General features: G+C 32.5%; 12 protein-coding genes. 9 read left to right on the top strand and 3 right to left on the bottom strand.

Annotation, left to right across the window (positions count from 1 at the left end):
* The first annotated feature begins 89 nt into the window (after positions 1-89).
* The 3 genes from dnaN to BLQ00_RS13675 all read left to right on the top strand — a co-directional run bounded on the left by dnaN (position 90) and on the right by BLQ00_RS13675 (position 4195).
* Positions 90-1208 carry a DNA polymerase III subunit beta gene (gene dnaN, locus BLQ00_RS13685; protein WP_093144875.1) on the top strand — a complete coding sequence of 373 codons (1119 nt, stop codon included), beginning with the start codon at positions 90-92 and terminating at the stop codon, positions 1206-1208.
* 172 nt (positions 1209-1380) lie between these two features.
* Positions 1381-2181 (top strand): alpha/beta fold hydrolase, encoded by an 801-nt coding sequence (locus BLQ00_RS13680; RefSeq protein WP_093144874.1) that lies wholly within the window; start codon positions 1381-1383, stop codon positions 2179-2181.
* A 16-nt stretch (positions 2182-2197) separates the two neighbouring features.
* The gene (locus tag BLQ00_RS13675) at positions 2198-4195 is read left to right on the top strand and encodes a PAS domain-containing hybrid sensor histidine kinase/response regulator (protein ID WP_093144873.1); all 1998 of its coding nucleotides are present in this window, start codon (positions 2198-2200) and stop codon (positions 4193-4195) included.
* A gap of 76 nt (positions 4196-4271) precedes the next feature.
* Here BLQ00_RS13675 and BLQ00_RS13670 read toward each other — a convergent pair whose 3' ends face one another.
* Positions 4272-4709, bottom strand: a complete 438-nt coding sequence (locus BLQ00_RS13670; protein WP_093144872.1) for a DUF1573 domain-containing protein — start codon at positions 4707-4709, stop codon at positions 4272-4274.
* 115 nt (positions 4710-4824) lie between these two features.
* Positions 4825-5187, bottom strand: a complete 363-nt coding sequence (locus BLQ00_RS13665) for a DUF4870 domain-containing protein (RefSeq protein ID WP_093144871.1) — start codon at positions 5185-5187, stop codon at positions 4825-4827.
* A 124-nt stretch (positions 5188-5311) separates the two neighbouring features.
* Here BLQ00_RS13665 and mnmE point away from each other — a divergent pair, with 124 nt between their 5' ends.
* Positions 5312-6730, top strand: a complete 1419-nt coding sequence (mnmE, locus tag BLQ00_RS13660) for a tRNA uridine-5-carboxymethylaminomethyl(34) synthesis GTPase MnmE (RefSeq protein WP_093144895.1) — start codon at positions 5312-5314, stop codon at positions 6728-6730.
* A 129-nt stretch (positions 6731-6859) separates the two neighbouring features.
* Here the strand turns inward: mnmE and BLQ00_RS13655 are convergent, their stop codons facing one another.
* Entirely contained in the window at positions 6860-8671 is a 1812-nt protein-coding gene (locus BLQ00_RS13655) for an SLC13 family permease (RefSeq protein ID WP_093144870.1), read from the bottom strand.
* A 314-nt stretch (positions 8672-8985) separates the two neighbouring features.
* On the opposite strand from BLQ00_RS13655, the gene BLQ00_RS13650 reads away from it, so the two are divergent.
* From BLQ00_RS13650 to BLQ00_RS17810, 5 genes are all read left to right on the top strand, one after another.
* Positions 8986-10638 carry a tetratricopeptide repeat protein gene (locus BLQ00_RS13650; RefSeq protein WP_093144869.1) on the top strand — a complete coding sequence of 551 codons (1653 nt, stop codon included), beginning with the start codon at positions 8986-8988 and terminating at the stop codon, positions 10636-10638.
* Between the two features lie 157 nt (positions 10639-10795).
* Positions 10796-12292 (top strand): T9SS type A sorting domain-containing protein, encoded by a 1497-nt coding sequence (locus tag BLQ00_RS13645; protein ID WP_093144894.1) that lies wholly within the window; start codon positions 10796-10798, stop codon positions 12290-12292.
* Positions 12293-12525: 233 nt separating this feature from the next.
* Positions 12526-14889, top strand: a complete 2364-nt coding sequence (locus tag BLQ00_RS13640; protein ID WP_093144868.1) for a PAS domain-containing sensor histidine kinase — start codon at positions 12526-12528, stop codon at positions 14887-14889.
* Positions 14890-15091: 202 nt separating this feature from the next.
* Positions 15092-19978: a sigma 54-interacting transcriptional regulator gene (locus BLQ00_RS17815; RefSeq protein WP_139149418.1), complete on the top strand. Its 4887-nt coding sequence runs from the start codon at positions 15092-15094 to the stop codon at positions 19976-19978.
* 167 nt (positions 19979-20145) lie between these two features.
* Positions 20146-20988: a DUF7793 family protein gene (locus BLQ00_RS17810; RefSeq protein WP_244881803.1), complete on the top strand. Its 843-nt coding sequence runs from the start codon at positions 20146-20148 to the stop codon at positions 20986-20988.
* The last annotated feature ends 106 nt before the right edge of the window (positions 20989-21094 follow it).

Genomic DNA, 21094 nt, shown 5'->3' with positions numbered 1-21094 from the left:
ACAACGCAATTGAAATATATTTGTAACTAAGCTAAAAATCAATATCAACCTCACGAATACTGTTTTTTTGGGGTATAAAATTTATATAAATGAAGTTCATCGTATCGAGTTCGTATTTATTGAAACAATTACAAGTCCTAGGAGGGATTATCAATTCTAACAATACGCTTCCAATTCTAGACAACTTTTTGTTCGATTTGGATCAAAAATCACTGACTGTTTCAGCTTCCGATTTGGAAACTACTATCTCTTCTAAATTAGAAGTAGAAAGTAATGAATCTGGGGTTGTTTGTATTCCAGCTCGCTTATTATTAGATACGTTAAAAACATTTCCAGAGCAACCGCTTACCTTCACTATTGAAGAAAACAATACCGTAGAAATTAGCTCTAACCACGGTAAATATGCATTGGCATACGCAAACGGTGAAGAGTTTCCTACGGCAGTTGAATTAAAAGATCCTTCAGCAACAAAACTTCAAGGTGATATTTTAGCAACCGCAATTAGCAAAACGATTTTTGCAAGTGGAAATGATGATTTACGTCCTGTAATGAGTGGTGTGTTTTTTCAATTTTCTACGGAAAGTTTAACGTTTGTAGCAACTGATGCACACAAATTAGTAAAATATACTCGTGAAGATGTACAAGCTTCGCAAGTGGCTGAATTTATCATGCCTAAGAAGCCTTTAAACTTATTGAAGTCTATACTTGCAGGTAGTGAAGATGAAGTAACTATCGAATACAATGAAAGTAACGCTAAGTTCACTTTTGACAATACTGAAATGATTTGCCGATTGATCGACGGAAAATACCCTAACTACGAAGCGGTAATTCCGAAGGAGAATCCAAATCAATTAAGCATCGACCGCAACCAGTTTCTAAACAGTGTGCGTCGTGTGTCTATTTTCTCGAATAAGACTACGCACCAAATTCGTTTAAAAATTGCAGGAGCAGAATTAAATATCTCTGCAGAAGATGTTGATTACAGCAATAAAGCCGAAGAGCGTCTTACTTGTGACTACCAAGGAGATGATATGCAAATAGGATTTAACTCACGTTTCCTTACCGAAATGCTAAACAACCTTACAAGTGATGAAGTTTCTTTAGAAATGTCATTACCTAACAGAGCAGGTATTTTAACGCCTGTAGATGGATTAGACGAAGGAGAGTTTGTTACTATGCTAGTGATGCCAGTAATGTTAAACAGTTAATTCTACTGAATTTATTTTAATAATTATCGCCTTATAAAAGTTCACAACTTTTTTGAAAATTTAAAAAACCGCCGATTGGCGGTTTTTTTATTGAGAGAAACATCCTTTTGATTTCTAATTTTTAGTCTACTAACAAATTTATATGTATTTTAACATTAACTAATAATCAACTATGAAAAGCGCTAACGATATTGATAAAATATTTAATATCAATATATTAGGTAATGGAACCCGTCCCATGTTATTTGCACACGGATATGGTTGCGACCAAAACATGTGGCGTTTTTTATACCCTCACTTCGAATCTGACTATAAAATCATCCTTTTTGATTACATCGGCGCAGGAAAATCTGATCTTTCTTCCTATTCGCTTGAAAAATATGATTCACTAAAGGCATATTCTGAAGATATCATTACCATTTGCAAGCATCTAGAACTTAAAGATGTCATATTTGTTGGACATTCGGTTAGTGCAATGGTTGGAGTATTAGCTTCAATAAAGGCACCCGAGCTATTTTCAAAATTGATTTTAATAGGCCCCTCCCCTCGTTATATAAATGACGGTGATTACATAGGTGGTTTTGAAGAAGCTGATATACAAGAACTTTTAGACACCTTAGACAGTAATTATTTAGGATGGTCTAGAGCAATGGCTCCTGTTATTATGGGAAACAGTGACCGCCCTCAATTGGGGGAAGAATTGACCAATAGTTTTTGTCGTACCGATCCAGAAATTGCTAAAAATTTTGCTCGTGTAACTTTCCTTTCTGATAACCGAGCAGATTTAGATTTGGTCACAGTTCCCTGTTTAATTCTTCAAAGTAAGAAAGATGTTATCGCACCAAAACAGGTGGGTGAATTTACAGCCAAATCGATTAAGAATAGTACCTTAAAAATACTTGAAGCTAGTGGCCATTGTCCAAATTTAAGTGCTCCAGAGGTAACTGCTAAAGCCATCAAAGCGTATTTATAAAAACATCCTAAAAGGAGTGACTAAAAAAAAAGAGACAGATAGTGAAAACATAAGTCGTATGAAGGCCGCTTTGGACTTATACGATAATGCCCCTTGTGGGTCTGTTTCCTTTCGTAAAGATGGGATGATTTTCGATTTAAATACGACACTATCAAACTGGTTGGGGTATAACAAAAATGAAATCATCAATAAAATTACCTTACCAAGTCTGTTTAAAATTGGAGGACAAATCTTTTTCGAGACTCATTTTTTTCCATTAATTCAGATGCAGGGCTTTATTAAGGAAGTCTATTTTGACATTCTGAAAAAAGATAAGACTATTTTACATGGTTTAATAAATGTTCGAGAAATCCCCGAGAGTGATGATCAGCCCGTAACTTACCAAGCTACTATTTTAGATATATCTGATCGTTGGCATTTTGAATCTGCCCTTTTAAAAGCAAAACAAAAAGCGGAAGCCGATTCAAAAGCAAAAGCAGAATTTTTATCAACTATTAGTCATGAAATTAGAACTCCATTAAACTCTATTCTTGGAATAGGGAATTTATTACATAAAACACCATTAAATAAGAACCAGAAAGAATACGCTCGATTGCTATTGCATTCCTCAGAACATTTGCTCAGTCTTGTAAATAACCTTCTCGACTTGAGTAAAATTGAAGCAAAAAAAATCATATTAGAACGTGTAGATTTTAATCTTTATGACCTCACAACTATTTTACAACAAACGTTTTCAGTAAAAGCCAAAGAGAAAGGAATTGATCTAATTGTGAATATTGAAAAAGAGGTTCCTATGTATCTTATAGGAGATCATGTAAAGTTAAATCAGATTTTAACCAACCTAATTGGAAATGCCATCAAATTCACTAAACAAGGATCTGTATCGCTGTCTATTTCGGCCACAAACGTGAATCAATCTGAGGTTCGTCTCGATTTTACAGTTTCTGACACTGGAATTGGAATACCGAAAGAAAAACTAGAATCCATTTTTCAAGAATTTTCACAAGCGAGTTACGATGTAAGTGTTGAATTTGGAGGCACTGGTCTTGGTTTAACCATAAGTAAAAAATTATTAGAACTACACAATAGTACATTAACAGTTACAAGTGAGTTAAATGTAGGTTCAAATTTTAACTTCAGCATTGAATATCCTAAATCTGAAAACATTAACTCTAAGAAAGATATTTCTTTATTAATTACTGAAGAACACAGTTTTAGTTCGTATCACGTATTATTAGTTGATGACAATCCGGATAATATATTTATTGCCGAACAGTACCTCAATCAATGGGATGTTGAGTATAAATCGGCCGAAAGTGGCTTACAAGCTTTAACCTTATTAGAGAAACATAATTTTGACCTCATTTTACTCGATTTGCAAATGCCTTACATGAATGGTTATGAAACTGCTAAGAAGGTGCGAGAGATGTCATTGGATAAAAGTCCGATTATCATTGCTTTTTCAGCCTCTACAAAAGGAGAAGTTAAAGAACAACTTAAAGAGGCAGGAATAAACGATCACCTTCCGAAGCCATTCCAACCTAAGGAGTTATATGAAATACTTTTGCGATATCATCATACATCTCATAACAACAAGATTACAACGTCCCCTTTAGAAATAAAGACGGTAAAAAAGAAGACTACGGAAAAAAATAACGTAAAACCTGTTTCCAAAAAGACAGAGAGCTTTAATCTAGCTCGTTTTGAAAAAATGGCAAACAACAAACCTGAGTATCTTAAAAAATTTAGGTTAAGCACTCTTGATGCTATAATTAGTTATCAAAAAGACTTTCAAAAAGCCATCACTGAAAGGAAAGTTGCTAAACTTTCAGAATTAATCCATAAAAGCACGATGTCTTTATATTACATAGCAGCAGAACCACTGAGTGAACTTTTAAAAGAATGTAGACTAATTTTAGCGGAGGATAGTAAAAATGAAACGTTACTAACTGCCAAGGTGAATGAATGTAACAATGAGTTTACCTGTATCATTAATGGATTACGTGAAGCGTAACCTTAACTAAAAACAGACCCTCTAAAAATAGCAGCTATTTTTAGAGGGTCTGTTTTGTATGAGTTCTTTATTTATATTATAAACCGCTTGATGTTGCAGGCGTGTCTGCTAATACTTTTCCTTTTATTTTAAGAACAATTGTTGCTTCGCTTGCATTTGAAGTAACTGTTACTGTTTTTGAAAAAGCTCCAATTCTATCGGTAGCGTACTTCACTCCTATTTCGGCAGTTTCACCTGGCATAATAGGTCCGTTTGGTTTTGTAGGTACTGTACAACCACAGCTTCCTTTTACCTTTGTAATTACGATCGGTGCATTTCCAACATTTTTAAATTTGAAAGCGCGAACACCATCTGCATTATGTTCAATTGTTCCATAATCGATTACTTTTGATTCGAATTCAAAAACACCTTTTTCTGCTGCTGCATCTTGTGCGAATAACGCTGTTCCAAAAAGAAAACTTGCGATAAAAAATACGTTACGGAATAATTTACTTCCTTTTACTGTTGTTACCATGTAGTTTGAGTTTAATTTAGATTAACAAATTAGTTATGTAACAAACTTCGCATAAAAAATAAGAAAATCAATAAAATTAGGGGTTGAATGTGGTACTAGACCCCTCTTTTTATGATTAATTTATAAATTGAATCGTCATAAAGTAACTTGGCGACTCTCCATTACTCGCTTTAATCGCATTTACAATTGGAAGTACAAATGATACCACTCCGATGAAAATTAAAGATAAAATCCCTAGTCCGAAAAGAAAAATAGCAGGAATACTCAAGATTGCCCAAAGCCACATACTCAATTGGAAGTTAATAATTGACTTTCCATGTTCGTCCATTCCGTCCACCGTATCCTTTTGAGTAAGCCAAAGAATTAACGGGACAACTAAACCTCCAAATCCTGTAATGTAGGTTAATAATTGAGACAGATGTGTAAGTACTAACAATTGGGTGTCGGTTCTTTTTGCAGTGTGATTGATTGTTTGCATAATGATTGATTTAATGATTGATACTTTATAAGTAGTTCATTTTTTAAAAATGTTACATGAATCGCTTGGGATTGTCTTAAAACATCAAGCTAGAAACCAACTATTATTTAGTATTTTTGCCCCAATGACACACCACGATACTATAGTCGCATTAGCAACTCCCGCAGGTGCAGGAGCCATTGCCGTTATCCGCCTTTCAGGAGCCGATGCTATTACCATTGCTTCTCAAATTTTCACGTCTATTTCTGGAAAGGATTTAGCAACACAGAAAACCCATACGGTCCATTTAGGGCACTTAAAAGATGGGAATCGGATTATTGATGAAGTATTGGCGACGGTTTTCAAGAACCCAAATTCGTACACGGGTGAGAATGTAATTGAGTTTTCGTGTCATGGAAGTTCCTTTATTCAGCAAGAAATTATACAGGTATGTCTTCGGAAAGGTTGCAGAATGGCAACCGCTGGAGAGTTTACCCTACGTGCTTTTTTAAATGGAAAAATGGATTTAAGTCAGGCAGAAGCTGTGGCGGATTTAATTGCAAGTGACAGTGAAGCATCGCACCAATTGGCGATACAACAAATGCGTGGTGGTTTTTCTTCGGAAATAAAAGTACTTCGGCAGGAGCTATTAGACTTCGCTTCGCTTATTGAGTTAGAGCTCGATTTTGCGGAAGAAGACGTTGCTTTTGCGAATCGTGATGAATTTCAGCTGTTAATTTCAAAAATCACGCTTGTATTAAAACGTTTAATCGATTCGTTTGCGACAGGAAATGTCCTTAAAAACGGTATTCCCGTGGCGATTGTTGGCGAACCGAATGTTGGGAAATCGACCCTTTTAAATGCCTTACTGAATGAAGAACGCGCGATTGTAAGTGACATTGCTGGAACGACTCGCGATACGATTGAAGACGAAATTTCGATTGGCGGAATAGGATTCAGATTTATAGATACTGCCGGAATTAGAGAAACAGTAGACGTAATTGAAGGCTTAGGAATTAAAAAAACCTTCGAAAAAATTGAGCAAGCGCAAGTGGTTATTTACTTGTTTGATGCTTCAGGAATAGATTTTACTTCAACCGATGCAATTTCAAAAGGGCGAACACTTCAATCCATTCAGATAGAACTTGAAAAAATAAAAAATCAGTTTCCGCAGAAAAATTTAGTGGTCATTGCCAACAAAGTAGATCAACTTTCCGAAGCAAACATTGAGACATTAAAGGCACAAGTTTCCGATGTGCAATTACTTTCAGCAAAAAAAGGGATTGGTGTGGATGCTCTAAAAAATACCCTACTCGATTTTGTAAACACGGGTGCACTTCGAAATAATGAAACTATTGTTACCAATTCGCGTCATTACGATTCTTTATTGAAAGCGCTTGAGGAAATTATAAAAGTTCAGGAAGGTATCGACATGGATCTAAGCAGTGATTTAATGGCGATCGACATTCGTCAAGCCCTCTACTATTTTGGTGAAATCACGGGTGAAATCACCAACGACGAGTTGTTAGGAAACATCTTTGCGAATTTCTGTATTGGAAAGTAGAAAAAATCTTGACAGAGTATAGTACGTGTGTTGATTCATTACAAAATTAAACTCAGCCGTAATAATACTTGAAGTCACAAATTTAATGAATAGAACATTATTTTAATTCAACACTAATCTAAAAGTCACTTAAGTATCTAACATCGTTGAAAGTAACAATGTTCCTGCAATCCATAAAATAATAGAGAGTCCACCACCTATAAGTAAAAAATGTTTAAATTTATACGCTCCAGTTCCATAAATTAAGGTGTTTGTTTGATAGCCCATAGGTGTAAAAAAGCTGAAATTCGCTGCAAATAAAACGGCCAAAATAAAAGGTTTAACAGGTAAATCTAAACCTGTTGCCAACGCTATAGCAATAGGAGTTAATATCACTGCAGTGGCATTATTCGAAATAAACCCGCTTAATAGCATTGTGACACCGAATAAAACCCCCAGAATAATAATATTTGCTTGACCACTTAGAAGGTTTAGTAACTGATTAGAAATCCAATCGTCTGTGCCTGTGTTACTCATAGCAATTCCAAGAGGAATCATTCCAGCCAATAAAAAAATAATCTGCCAGTTCACTTTTTTATAAATAGCATTTAAACTTATACAATTTGCCACTAATAACAATCCAACTCCGGTAATCGCACTGGCTAAGATCGATAAAACGCCCGTGGCTGCTAACCCTATTACTGCAACTAAAGTCATAAGCGACCAAGCTCTTTTAAAGTTATTTACTTTATAAGATTCTTCATGATGTCTTAAGATCACAACATTATCCATGGAATACAAGTTCTCCAATTGTTCATTATCGGCTTGTAATAAGAGCCTGTCACCGGCAGCTACTCTTAAAACAATGACTGCTTTAGGTAAGAAGAAATGTTTGTTTGACGATATCATATTTTTCTTTTGAATACCCAATGGCAGCGCTACTTTAAAGAGAAAACTTTTAACTTGAGCAAAGGTCTTTCCTATAAATTCTGAACCAGGCAAAACGAGTAATTCAATATAACTGAAGTTTTTTTCAGAAGGTACAGCATCATTCTCATCATCAGGTTTGGTCCAAGTTCTTTCTGAAGCGAGTGTAAAGTCTTTTTCAGAAATACTAGCATAATTTTTTACATCACTAAAAACCACCAATTGATCAAAATTTCGCAATGTAGTATTAGGACCAGGACTCGTGTTTACAATTCCATTACGGATTAATTTTAATACACGAACGTCTGGATTCTCGTAAAATTTTGCGTTCGAGAGCGCCTTTCCAATTAAATCAGATTCTGGCTTTACTGTAATTGTGAAAAGAAAACTGGAGTCTTTATCTAATTGATTTTCTTTTTCATCAGATCCTTTCGGAAGCCATTTACTTGCTATGGTCATATAAACAATACCAACTGCTAGTAAGATTAAACCTATGTAGGTAAAATCAAAAAAACCAAATCCCTCCACTCCCATATCCTTTGCCAGAGAATTTACAAGTAGATTTGTGGAAGTTCCCATCAATGTACAGCTTCCACCTAAAATTCCAGCAAATGAAACGGGCATTAATAATTTAGGTGCCGAAAAATTAAACTTTTCGGAAAGATGTGTAATAATCTTAATGAATATAATGACAACGGCTGTCGTGCTTATAAATGAAGATATAGTTGCCGAAACGATCATAAATACTGGCACCATTAAAATAAATGGTAGTACACTTAACTTTTTTATCGACTCCGTAAGCAAAGCTATCACTCCGTTTTCTTCCAAGCCTATTGCCAATATCATCAACATGAGTATGGTCACCGTTGCTCCGTTGGAAAAGCCACTTATGCCCTCTTCTGGTGTCGTTATTCCTGTAAGTATTAAGGCTACTATGATTAAAAACGCAATTTTATCAATGGGAAGAAATTCGGTAACGAAAAGAAGAACGGTTACACCAAGAATTATAAATACCAAAATAATTTCAAAATCCATTGGAGCTTTTCTATAAAAATAGAAAAGTTATTACTTCAAAAATCATAATAAAACGATAAAAAAAATTCGTTTTTAAATTGATTTAAAAAAATTCTATTCCATTAATCCATCACAAATTTTAGTCTAGCTGTATTGATATTGGATGTAAAAGAAGTATCCCTATAAAAAAATCTTTCCTCTTAAATACATTATTTACATGTGGTTATGTAAGGATATGAGTTATTTCAAAAACTAATCAAATACAAAGACTTCAGAATCTCTTATCTTTATAGAGAAATCGTACTTATTTACCCATTATAAAGAAAGATAAAAGAATGCGTTTAAACGCCTACGCGACCCTATTACTACTTACTTATTTATTGCCCTTACAAGTCTTCGCTCAGCAAGAAACGCAGTCTAATAATGTCGCACGTATTGACTTAGGGGTAAAATTTTTATCTGAAAAAGAGCATACAAAATCTATTGATGAATTAATCGCTGCAAAAGAAATAGCCATACGCAACGAATGGTACACGCAGGCCTTTAATGCTACACTGAATATTGGGACCAACTATTATTTATTATTGGATTACGGTGAAGCATTTAAATATTATTTACAAGCTTATGAAATAGCGATTGAACACCTTGGTGAACGGCAGCAAATGGCGGTTTATAATAATATAGGTGTTTTATACATTGAAGAAAAAGAGCCCGTTAAATCTGAGGAATCTTTTTTAAAGGCCTATGAAATTGCCAAAAGACTTGATAACAAAAAACAAATTGGCACCTATGGTATTAACCTTGCGTTGGTATTGAATAAAATGGGAAAATTAGATCTTGCCGAACAATATATTGAAGAAGCTTTCCCTTTATTAAAAGAAACCCCTAACGTTCTCTTATTAGCGAACATTGCCAAAGCTGAAAACCTGCTTTTACGAGGTAAATACAGTCAAGCTGAAACATTGGCTTTGGAAATTCTGCCCAGAATAAACAACTTACACTTATCAAATGAACAAATTACGGTGAATGATAAAATAACAATTTTATTGATATTGACCGAAATTTATGAAAACCAAAATCAGTTAGAAACTGCCAAACAATATGCTTTACGCGCTCGTTCTGTTCCGGAAAATATTGAAGGGCGCATAAAAATTTACGATCGTCTTGCAATCATTTACGGTAAAATAAATGATTTTAAAAAGGCTATGGCTTATAAAGATTCGGTTATTATTGCCACAGATACTCTCCATACAATTAAGAACAGTGCCTTATTTAAAAGTGAAAAGTTAAAATTTCAAATTCAAAACTACCAACACGAAATTTCAGAAAGCAAAAAAACATTACAACAGGAAAAGCAGTTTTTTTACACCCTTATTATTGGTCTTATCATTTTAATGGGTTTTTTAGTTTGGATTTACAAAAACAACTCTCTTAAGCACAAACAGCGAAAAAGAATTGTAGAGTTAGAGTTAGCAAAAGAAAAAAGCGATCACCTACTAATGGAAGAACAGCATCGTGAAAAAGAAGCATTAGTATTATTAGAAAAAGAACGTCTTAAAAACGAACTAGAACTAAAAAACAGAGAATTGACGTCACGAGCTATGTACTTAGCTAGTAAAAATGAGCTTATAGAAGAGGTTATTCAATCCTTGTCGCAGAACACACAAATTCCAACAAACTCCTCGTTGAAAAGTCAAATTAATGATTTAAAAAAACATTTAAAAAAAGACACCCAATGGGATAGTTTTTTTATGCATTTTGAAGAATTAAATCAAGGATTTCTAGACCGATTAAGAGCAGAACACCCGCAATTAACACCAAATGATGTTCGTTTTTTAACTTTCATATACATGAATTTAAGTTATAAGGAAATCGCATCTCTTTTAAATATCACACCACAATCTTGTAGAAAAAGAAAAGAACGAATTTCGAAAAAAATGAATGTGCCAGAAAATCATACACTTCACTCCTATCTTTCCACTATTTAGGCTACTGTCACGTATTTAGATAGAGATGTCACAAAATGTCCCCCCTATTTTAGGCCTTAAATCCCTACATATAGCTACTTTTATTGAATCTGAGGGAAGAATAGAAAGTATACTTTCTAACCTTCTTTTAAAAAAAACTAATCCTAAAATTTATTCAATGACAAAATTTAACATTACAAAAAGCCTTATTATTCTGGCATGTTTGTTTGGAGTTACAAACGCAGAAGCCCAATTTACTCAAGAAGCAAAAGTTGTTTCAGAAAATAGAGAAAGGCGAGGAGAATATGGCACTTCTGTAGCAATTACTGATGGCCTAGCGATTGTTGGTGCTTCGAGAGAAACGTTTGCATCGGGAGCAGCTTATGTATATAGTAAAGACAGCCAAGGAGCTTGGAACTTTACGCAAGAATTAGCTGCAACAGATTCAAACGAAGGTGCTGAATATGGAGGTGGAGTGAAAATTTCAGAAGATTATTTAGTTGTAGCAGCGGGAAGAGCTGATGTAGATGGGGTAATAAGAGCTGGAGCTTTATATGTATACGATAACATAAATGATAATTGGGAACTTGATACAAAGATTGTCGCTTCCGACTTGACAAATGATGCGAAATTGGGAATGAATCCTACTTCGTTAGCCATTCAAGGAAATACAATTATAGCTGGAGCTCCTGGTGAAAACGGATGGATTGGGTCTGTTTATATTTTTACGGAAGTAGCTGGCGTATGGGAAGAAACTCAAAAAATTACAAACCCTGCGTCACAACAAGATGCAGCTTTTGGAATAGGCGTTTCTATTTCAGGAGATTATTTATTAATTGGTGCTCAAAATGTAGACCAACGTAAAGGAGCAGCGTATATATATGTAAAAAATAGTAGTGGGATGTTTGAATATGAACAAACGATTACAGCTTCAGATAGACTTGATGAAAATTTCTTTGGCTCTTCAGTAAGCATATCAGGAGATCAATTAATCGTTGGAGCTTATGGTGCTGATTCTGAACAAGGAAGCGCCTATGTATTTGAAAAAGATAACCAAGGAACTTGGACTGAAACACAAAAATTAAATGGAAACCCTTCAACAGAGGCAACGCATTTTGGTTGGGTTACAGAAATTCATGAGGAGCACCTAGTTATTGCAGCTCCACACATCTATGGCTTTGAAGCAGGAGAAGTTTATTTCTATAAAAAAGATAATAATGGTCTCTGGGTTGAAGATCAAATTGTGCAAGGAGATGATACTGAAGGCGAAGATTTTTATGGTTGGAGTGTTGCTATGTATGAAAATGAAATGATTGTTGGTGCTGCAAGAGAAGATCATGATGTAACTGGTAATAACGAAGAAAGTGATGCTGGTTCAGCTTATATTTTTAAAGACCCTAGCATCCTTGGAGGAATTACTAATGGACACCCTTCTGAAGCTTTTTCGGTATATCCTGTTCCTGCTAAAGAGTATATTACAATTACAACATCTAGCAGTTTAATTTCTGAAATCAAACTTATAAACGAACTTGGAATGATTATAAAAGAAACATCTATTGTGGCATCTAAAGAACATCAATTGGATGTTTCTGGCGTTGCTCAGGGAATTTACTTTTTAGATATTGTTGGAAATGATGGAGCTAAAAGCACAAAAAAAATTGTCAAGATAGATTAAGTAGGTTCATTTTTTAATTTGGTTAAAAGGGGTGTCAGAATTTGACACCTCTTTTTTTATACCATAAAATATACTCAAAACTTTAGGTCTCATTGTTTTACATAATTTATCTACTTTAAAAATTCCGATAACATTTATTTTATTTTTTAATCTTAAATAGCTTATCTTAAAGGGTCATAACTTATATCTCTTTATTTTTTCTGAAAATTTAAAAGGATAGCTATCATATATTTATGAATAATGAGGACATACTATTACTGAATGAATTAAAACATTCTACTGAATTTTCTGAAAATTATATTGAATCATTACTTGATGGGTTAATAATAATGAACCTTGAAGGTAAAATAATAACAATCAATACTGAACTTAGTAAAATAACAGGATTTAATAAAGGTGAATTAGAAGGAGTTACATTCCCATTTCCATTTTGGCCTTCAGAGTTTTATGAAGATTACAAAACACGCTTTAACCAATTAGTTACAAACAACTTAAATCAAGAATTCAAAAGTATTTATATAGATAAAAAAGGAGAACGATTTCAAGCATTTAATTTTTTAACAAGCATTAAAAATAGTAAAGGTGAAATTATAGCTTATATTATCATCATTAGAAACGACATAGAAACTACGACAGCTAGTGATGTAGCCTCTCATAACAAACATCTATTTTCAGTTTTAAACAATAGAAAAAAACACGTATCCGTTACAAAAAAAATAAAAAAAGCACCTCAATTAGATTTCATATTGAATAACATATCTGATGGCTTTATATTTTTAGATACAAATTGGTGTTATTCTTATATTAATAAAAAGGCAGAAGAACTTACTGGTAGAAAAGCGAGTACATTGATTGGTAAAAATATTTGGGAGGAGTTTCCTAAAAGTATTGGCAATCATTTTTATGTAGCTTACCATAAAGCCGTAAAAACTCAAGAAACACAATTTCTTAAAGAATATTATGAACCTTTAGGAAAGTGGTTTGAAAACAGAATTCACCCATCTTCGCAAGGATTATGTATTTATTTTACAGACATCACTGAACGTCTGGAAAAAAAGAAAGTCTTAATTAAAAATGAACGAAATCTAGACAACATTATAAATAATATTGGAGATCCCCTATTTGTAAAAGATGACCAAAGTCGAATGCGTATCGTTAATGATGCCTTTTGTAAAATGTTTAACATCCAAAAATCTGATGTAATTGGTAAAACAATGGCTGAAGAACTGACGCCAGAGGAATCTGAATATTTTTTAAATGTAGATAAAAAAGTGTTCAGAACGGGTATTGAAGATATAAGTGAAGAAAGTTTCACGATTCAAGGAAGAGGAAAACAGGTCATTTCTACGAAGAAAACGAGGTTCATTGATGAGAATGGAAATGCGTTTATAATTGGAATCGTTAGGGACATTACTGAAAAGAAAAAGGCAGAAGAAAAAGCTCAAATGCTGCTTTCCTTAATTGAAACAAGTGATGAATTTATTGGCCTAGCGACTCTAGAAGGCAAACCTATTTATTTAAATAAAATGGGAAAAAAAATGGTAGGTTTAGAACTAGATGAAGAGCTTCCTAAAGACATTAAAGATTTTTTTCCCGAATATTACCATGAGACTATTGACAATGAACACTTAGTTAATATTCGCAAAGCAAATAAATGGAATGGTGAAGCTATTTTTAAAAATTTTAAAACGAAAGATATTTTCCCCATTGAAATGTCTGGTTTCTTAATTAATGATAAAATCGCTGCGAATCCAATTGCTTTAGGAATAGTAGCTAAAAATATTACAGAACGTAAAAAAAATGAACTTCAATTAGAAAAAAATAAAAACAATTTAGAACAGCTAGTAAAATCTAGAACTTCAGAATTAGAGAAAGAAAAAGTTAAAGCACAATCTGCAGATTTAATGAAATCTGCATTTTTAGCCACAATGTCACATGAATTAAGAACCCCAATGAACTCAATAATTGGTTTTACGGGAATCTTATTAAAAGAAGTGTCAGGCCCCCTAAATGATGAGCAAAAAAAGCAAATTGGAATGGTCAAAAATAGTGGCGAACAATTATTAAGTTTAATTAATGATATCTTAGATTTTTCAAAAATAGAAGCGGGTAAATTAAATGTCTCTTTTCAAACTTTTGATTATTTAACTTGTCTTGAAAGAACAATTCAATTTATAACACCACAAGTTTCAGCAAAAGGACTTAAAATTAGTACTGAGATCACAGAAATGGAGGTATTACTTGAAAGTGAAGAAAGAAGAATAGAGCAAGTATTATTAAATTTACTTTCAAATGCTATTAAATTTTCAAAAAAAGGAACTATACGAATAAAAGTAACTATCATTGATAAGCGATTAGTTACACAGGTAATAGATCAAGGTATTGGAATAAGTGCTGAAAATCTCACAAAATTATTTCAACCGTTTACGCAAGTTGATGGAATATTAAACAAAAACCTACCCGGAACTGGATTGGGGTTAACTATTAGCAAAAATTTAATTGAAAAGTTAGGAGGAACAATTGAAGTACAAAGTAAACTAGGAAAAGGAAGCACTTTTACATTTAGAGTACCTTTAAAACACAAAATTGACACTTAATAGTAATCAGAATTAGTGTTTAATTTAAGAGTATTATTTACAATAAATACCATTATTTTAGCACTCATTTTTTTAGCTATCGCTAAAGTTAAAAAAAATAAAACGGAAGTAAACACAGGAAATATAGAACGACCTATAATATGAATACTTTTGTCTAACAGATGAAAAATATATACTTTGCTAAAAACCAGAATTAATTAGTATGAAAACTATATTAATAGTAGATGACTTATTTGAGAATCTTTACTTACTAAAAGTAATACTGGAACAAGCAGGCTATAAAGTTATTGAAGCTAACGATGGCAAGGAAGCATTAGGAAAGCTTCATAAAACGAAAGTTTCTTTAATTATTTCGGATATTTTAATGCCTGTAATGGATGGTTATATGTTTTGTCAAGCATGTAAAAAAGACGAGGCATTTAAAAACATTCCTTTTATTTTTTACACCTCCACTTATATTGAAAAGACAGATGAAGATTTTGCCTTAAAACTTGGCGCGACTTACTTTTTACGAAAACCAACAAATCCAGACAAAATAATTCAAGTAGTTAAAAAAATACTCGATGAAGATGAGGCTCCCAAAAAACCTCAAGAAAAAGAAATGTATTCAGAACATGAGGTTTTAAAGCTATATAGCAATCGTCTAATTACCAAGTTAGAACAAAAAAAAATAGATTTAGAAAAAGAAATTTTTGAACGTAAAAAAGTTGAGCAAAAATTAATAAATGAAAATGCAATATTAGACTTAATAGCGAACAACACGCCTATTAAAAAAGTGTTTAATCATATCATCGAAAATTATGAAGCACTTAAACCAGCGTTTTTTGCTTCTATTAGTTTATTAAATCATGAAGGTACTCACTTAAATTTAATAGCCGCACCAAGGTTACCTAAGGCATATAATTCTGCTGTTGAACACCTTCAAATAGGGCTAAATATTGGCTCCTGTGGTACAGCTGCATTTATTAAAAAACCGGTAATCGTTTCAGACATAAGTACAGATAAATTATGGAAAGATTATAAGGAGCTTGCATTACAACACAATTTAAAATCGTGTTGGTCTATCCCTATCCTTTCAGAAGAAAATTCAGTTTTAGGGACTTTTGCCATATATAGCAAAACTATTAAAGCACCGTCTTTAGAAGATATTAAAGAATTAACCTCTGCAGTTAGTTTAGCCAAAATGGCAATTGTAAAATTTAATATCATTGCTGAAGTTAAAAAAAAAGACGAAGCATACAGATCGTTAATTAATCAAGCCAACGATGCCATTCTTACGTTTACTTTTGATGGTGTAATTTATGATTTCAATAAAGCAACCCATGAAATATTAGGATTTACTAAGGAAGAGTTTTCAACCTTAAAACTTCAAGATATAATTGTTGGCGATATTATTGAAAGCACCGAATTACACAATAGAATACTTAGTGGAGAATCAGTTGTTTTTGAAAGACAATTCATCTGTAAAAACAAATCGTTAGTAGACATTGAAATCTCTGCCAAAATACAGAAAGATGGCAAAGTACTTTCGATAGGACGAAATGTTACTGAGCGTAAAAAAGCAGAAATAAAACTTCTTGAAAGTGAATATAATTTAAGACAATCACAGATAGTTGCTAATATAGGATCTTACACAGTAGATTTGAAAAACAGAACTTGGGAAAGCTCTGATATCTTGGACAAAATTTTAGGAATAGATCATTCATTTGTTAAAACTATAGAAAGTTGGATCGACCTTATTCATCCAAATGAAAAAGAAGAAGTACTTAACTATTTTGATAGTTGTATTTGTAACAATAAAAGATTTAATAAAGAATATCGGGTGTTAAAATTCGACACTAAAGAAGAAATTTGGACTCATGGTGTAGGAGAATTATTTTTTGATGATGATGGCATTCCAATTAAAATGATTGGAACAATGCAAAACATTACCAATCAAAAGAATATAGAAATAAACCTTTTACAAAGAGAATTTGAATTAAGGCAATCGCAAATTGTGGCCAATATAGGTTCTTATTCTTTAGATCTTAATACTGGTATTTGGGATAGCTCTGAAGTGTTAGATAATATTTTTGGTATAAATGAAAACTTTTTAAAAGATGTTGAAAACTGGATTAGCCTAATTCATCCAGATGACAGAGAGTTAATGAAGAATCATTTAGAAAATGATGTGATAAAAAACCATGAAAAATTTAATAAAGAATACAGACTTTTAAATTTAAAAAACAAGAAAGAAATTTGGGTTCATGGTATTGGTGAATTAATTTATGATAGTACAGGGAATCCTATTAAAATGATTGGAACCATTCAAGATATTACACTACGTAAAAGAGCTGAAGTGAAACTTCTTGAAAGTGAATACAATTTAAGACAATCTCAAAAAATTGCTAATATTGGATCTTTTTCTTTTGATGTGGATACTAAGACCTGGAAATGTTCTGAAATATTAGACAACATTTATGGTTTCAAAAGTGACACTATTAAAACTGTTGATACATGGGTTGATATTATTCATCCAGAAGATAAAAAAGAAGTATTAGATCACTATAAAACCAACGTCTTAGAACAGAAAAAAAAGTTTAACAAAGAATATCGAATTATACGAAATAACGATCACAAGGTTCTTTGGGTTCATGGCTTTGGCGAATTAATTGAAGATAGTGAAGGAAACCCTTTAAAAGTAATTGGAACCACACAAGATATTAACGACCGTAAATTAGCTGAGTTAAAATTACAAGAAAACGAAAGGTCTTTATTAGTTGCTCAAAAAATAGCGAAAATAGGAAGTTTCAATTTAGATCTTAAAAAACAAAAAACAAGAACTTCAAATACCTTCAATCAAATTATTGGCCTTGACCCGAAAGTTGAAGTTACCGTTGATGTTTGGAAAAATATCGTTCATCCTGAGGACAAAGTATTTATAAAGGAAACTGTTTTAGAAAGTATCAAACTTAAAAAACAGTTTAGCTTAGAATATAGGGTTATTGTTAAAAATAAAAGCCGCGAACAGCTTAAATGGATTCATGGAATTGGTGATGTAATTTTTGAAAATGGAGAAGCCATAAGTTTTTACGGAACAATTCAAGATATCACAGAACGTAAAAAAACGGAATTGGAGCTTAAAGTGGCAAATGAGTTTACAGATAATCTTGTTATGTCCATGCAAGAAGGATTGCTTACAGTTGATTTGGAGGGAACAATTTTGAAAGTAAATGATTCCTTATGTAAGATTTTAGGATATTCAGAACAAGAACTTATTGGCATGGAACTCCCCTATCCTTTTGCTAAAGCAGAAGATTATGAGAACATGTTAAAAATTAAAGATGAAGTAGCTAAAGGAAATGCACCTTCATTTAAATTAGAATTCGTTCGAAAAGATGGAAGTACTTTTATTGCCTCTTTCTTAACTGGACTCATTAAAAACGATAATGGAGTTGTTATCGCCATATTTGCAACCATTAAAGATGTTTCAGAAGAAGAAAAGGTGAAAATGGCATTACAAGAAGTCGCCCTAAAATCTGCTCAGAAAAAAGACGTTATTTTAAAATTGGCGGGGCTTGTAGGTGTAGATTATAAAAACGCGCTTAAAACTATCACAAAAGAAGCTTCAAAAACATTAAATGTTGCTCGTGTTAGCATCTGGAGCTTTAATGCGGACAAAACAGAGTTGCATTGTGAGCATTTATATGATGTCAGATACAAATCGCATTTAGAGGGTTTTGTACTAAGAAAAGTTGATAATCCTGACTATTTTGAAGCATTATCTAAGTATAAGTCGTTGCGAATTACAGATGCGTTAACGAACAAAATAACCGCTAAATTTGCAGAGAACTACTTAATCCCTAATCACATAGAGTCCTTATTAGATGTCTTTGTTAATAGTACTAATGGTAGTTATGGAATCCTTTGTTTTGAGCATGTGGGGGAACCTAGAGCTTGGGATGCTAATGAACAAGAGTTTGCAACATCTATTGCCAGTACGGTTTCTTTAATGATAGAAAGCAGAGAACGTAAAATAGCCGAAAACAGAACCATTTTAACAAACAAAAAGCTAACCGAAGTAAACAAAGAATTAAACACCCTAAAAAAACAATTAGAACAAGAAAATGTCTACTTAAGACATGAGTTGGATTTAGTGTTTAATTATGAAGAAATGGTTTATGGAAGTGAAGCATTTAGCAATGTATTAAATGAAGTAGAAAAAGTAGCTACAACAAATGCTACTGTATTGTTATTAGGAGAATCTGGCACGGGTAAAGAATTACTAGCTAGAGCAATCCATAATACTAGTTTGCGCAATAAAAAACCACTTATTAAGGTCAATTGTTCTGCCATACCCCGAGAGCTTCTAGAAAGTGAATTGTTTGGACATAAAAAAGGTTCTTTTTCAGGAGCTGTTACTAATAAGATTGGAAAATTTGAATTGGCAGATGGAGGTACATTGTTCTTAGATGAAATTGGAGAACTTCCATTAGATATGCAACCAAAAATTCTACGATTTTTACAAGAAGGAGAAATCGAGGTTGTTGGAGGCCTTGCGTCTAAAAAATTAGATGTACGAGTAATTGCCGCAACCAATAGAAATTTAAAGGAAGAAATAGAAAAAAAACAGTTTAGAGAAGATTTGTTTTTTAGACTTAACGTCTTTCCTATTATAGTACCTCCGCTACGGAAAAGAAAAGATGACATTCCATTATTGGTAGAGCATTTTGTAGATAAGTTTAATAAAGCTTATGATAAAAAAATTAAATACATTCCTGAAGATGCGATGAATCAGCTTAAAGACTATCATTGGCCTGGAAACATCCGAGAATTAGAAAACTTAATTGAAAGAGCCTTAATTTTATCTGAAAGCACTACTTTATTAATTCCAGGTTTTGAAACTACATCACAAAAAACGAAGCAATTATCAAACAGTAAAGACTCTTCATTAAATGCTATTCAGCGAAATCATATACTACAGGTATTGGAAGAATGCAATTGGAAAATTAGCGGTCCCAAAGGAGCTTCCGTAGTATTGGATATAAAACCTAGTACACTTCGTGATAAAATGAATAAGTTAGGGATCTTAAAACCCATAAAGAAATAACGATATTCCGTGAGTATGATATTTTTTGAATGTAAGAGCACGGTATTCCGACACATGTAATATTTCAAACAAGAACACTCTTAATTTTAAACACTTATTAACCATAGGTTTAAAGATTTATTTCTAAATTATTTATTCTTGGCACTCCTATTGAACTCTTTTTATTTTTGAAAAAAGGAGCTATGATGTATGATACAATAACACCTACAATAAAATTTTGGATTGATCAACATATAATTCATTGTGAAATTTACAGTGGATTCGGAAAAATTAATTCTGAAAGTGAAATTGAAAAAATCTTTATAAATGAAATTTCTACAATAAGTGAAGGCAAATTTTTACCTATTTTAATTAATTTAAGAGAAGTAAATGATTCAAGTTCTATCAGAATATTTAAACTGTTATCTAGAAATACCAAATTGAATAGTTTAGTACTATCAAAAACATTTTTAGTGAAATCTTACAGTTTAAAAGGACTATTACTGATTTATAATTTTACGTCCAACTTAATTGTTCCAAACACTGTTTTTAACGATTATGATTTAGCAATTGCAGATTGTACAGAAGTGTTTAAAAACTTTAATGGTAAAAAGAAAAAGAAAACTACTGTACAAATTGAAGACTCTAGATTTTGGATTGAAGATGGTATTCTTTTTTGTCATTTTAAAAATAAAGATGCTAATTATAAATTAGACACGGCAAAAGTTGAAATTTTCATTAAAACCGTTACAAAATTATGCAATGGTAAGGCCATGCCTTTTTTAATTGATGCCAGAGACTCTAGAGGAACTTTTTCTTCAGAAGCGGCTACCCTATTTGCTAAATCACCCAAATTAGTTAATCTGAGAATTTCAGAAGCATTTCTTTTAAACTCAATCGGAATAAAATTACTTATAACATCCTATAAAAGAATATATGACCCAATTACTCCCTATGCCGTTTTTAGTAATATAAATGCAGCAAAACAGTATTGTATAGAATCAAAAAATAAATATTATGGAATTAGTTAAACATTCCTAACTATCAAAATAAGTAAACTTATACTATAGCGAGAGAACAAATGACGTGTTAGAAAATGTAGTAGGCTTGTACTAAATTAATGTAGAAATATTAAAT

This window comes from Ulvibacter litoralis (assembly GCF_900102055.1).
GTDB lineage: Bacteria > Bacteroidota > Bacteroidia > Flavobacteriales > Flavobacteriaceae > Ulvibacter > Ulvibacter litoralis.
This window is presented reverse-complemented; position numbering and strand designations above follow the sequence as displayed.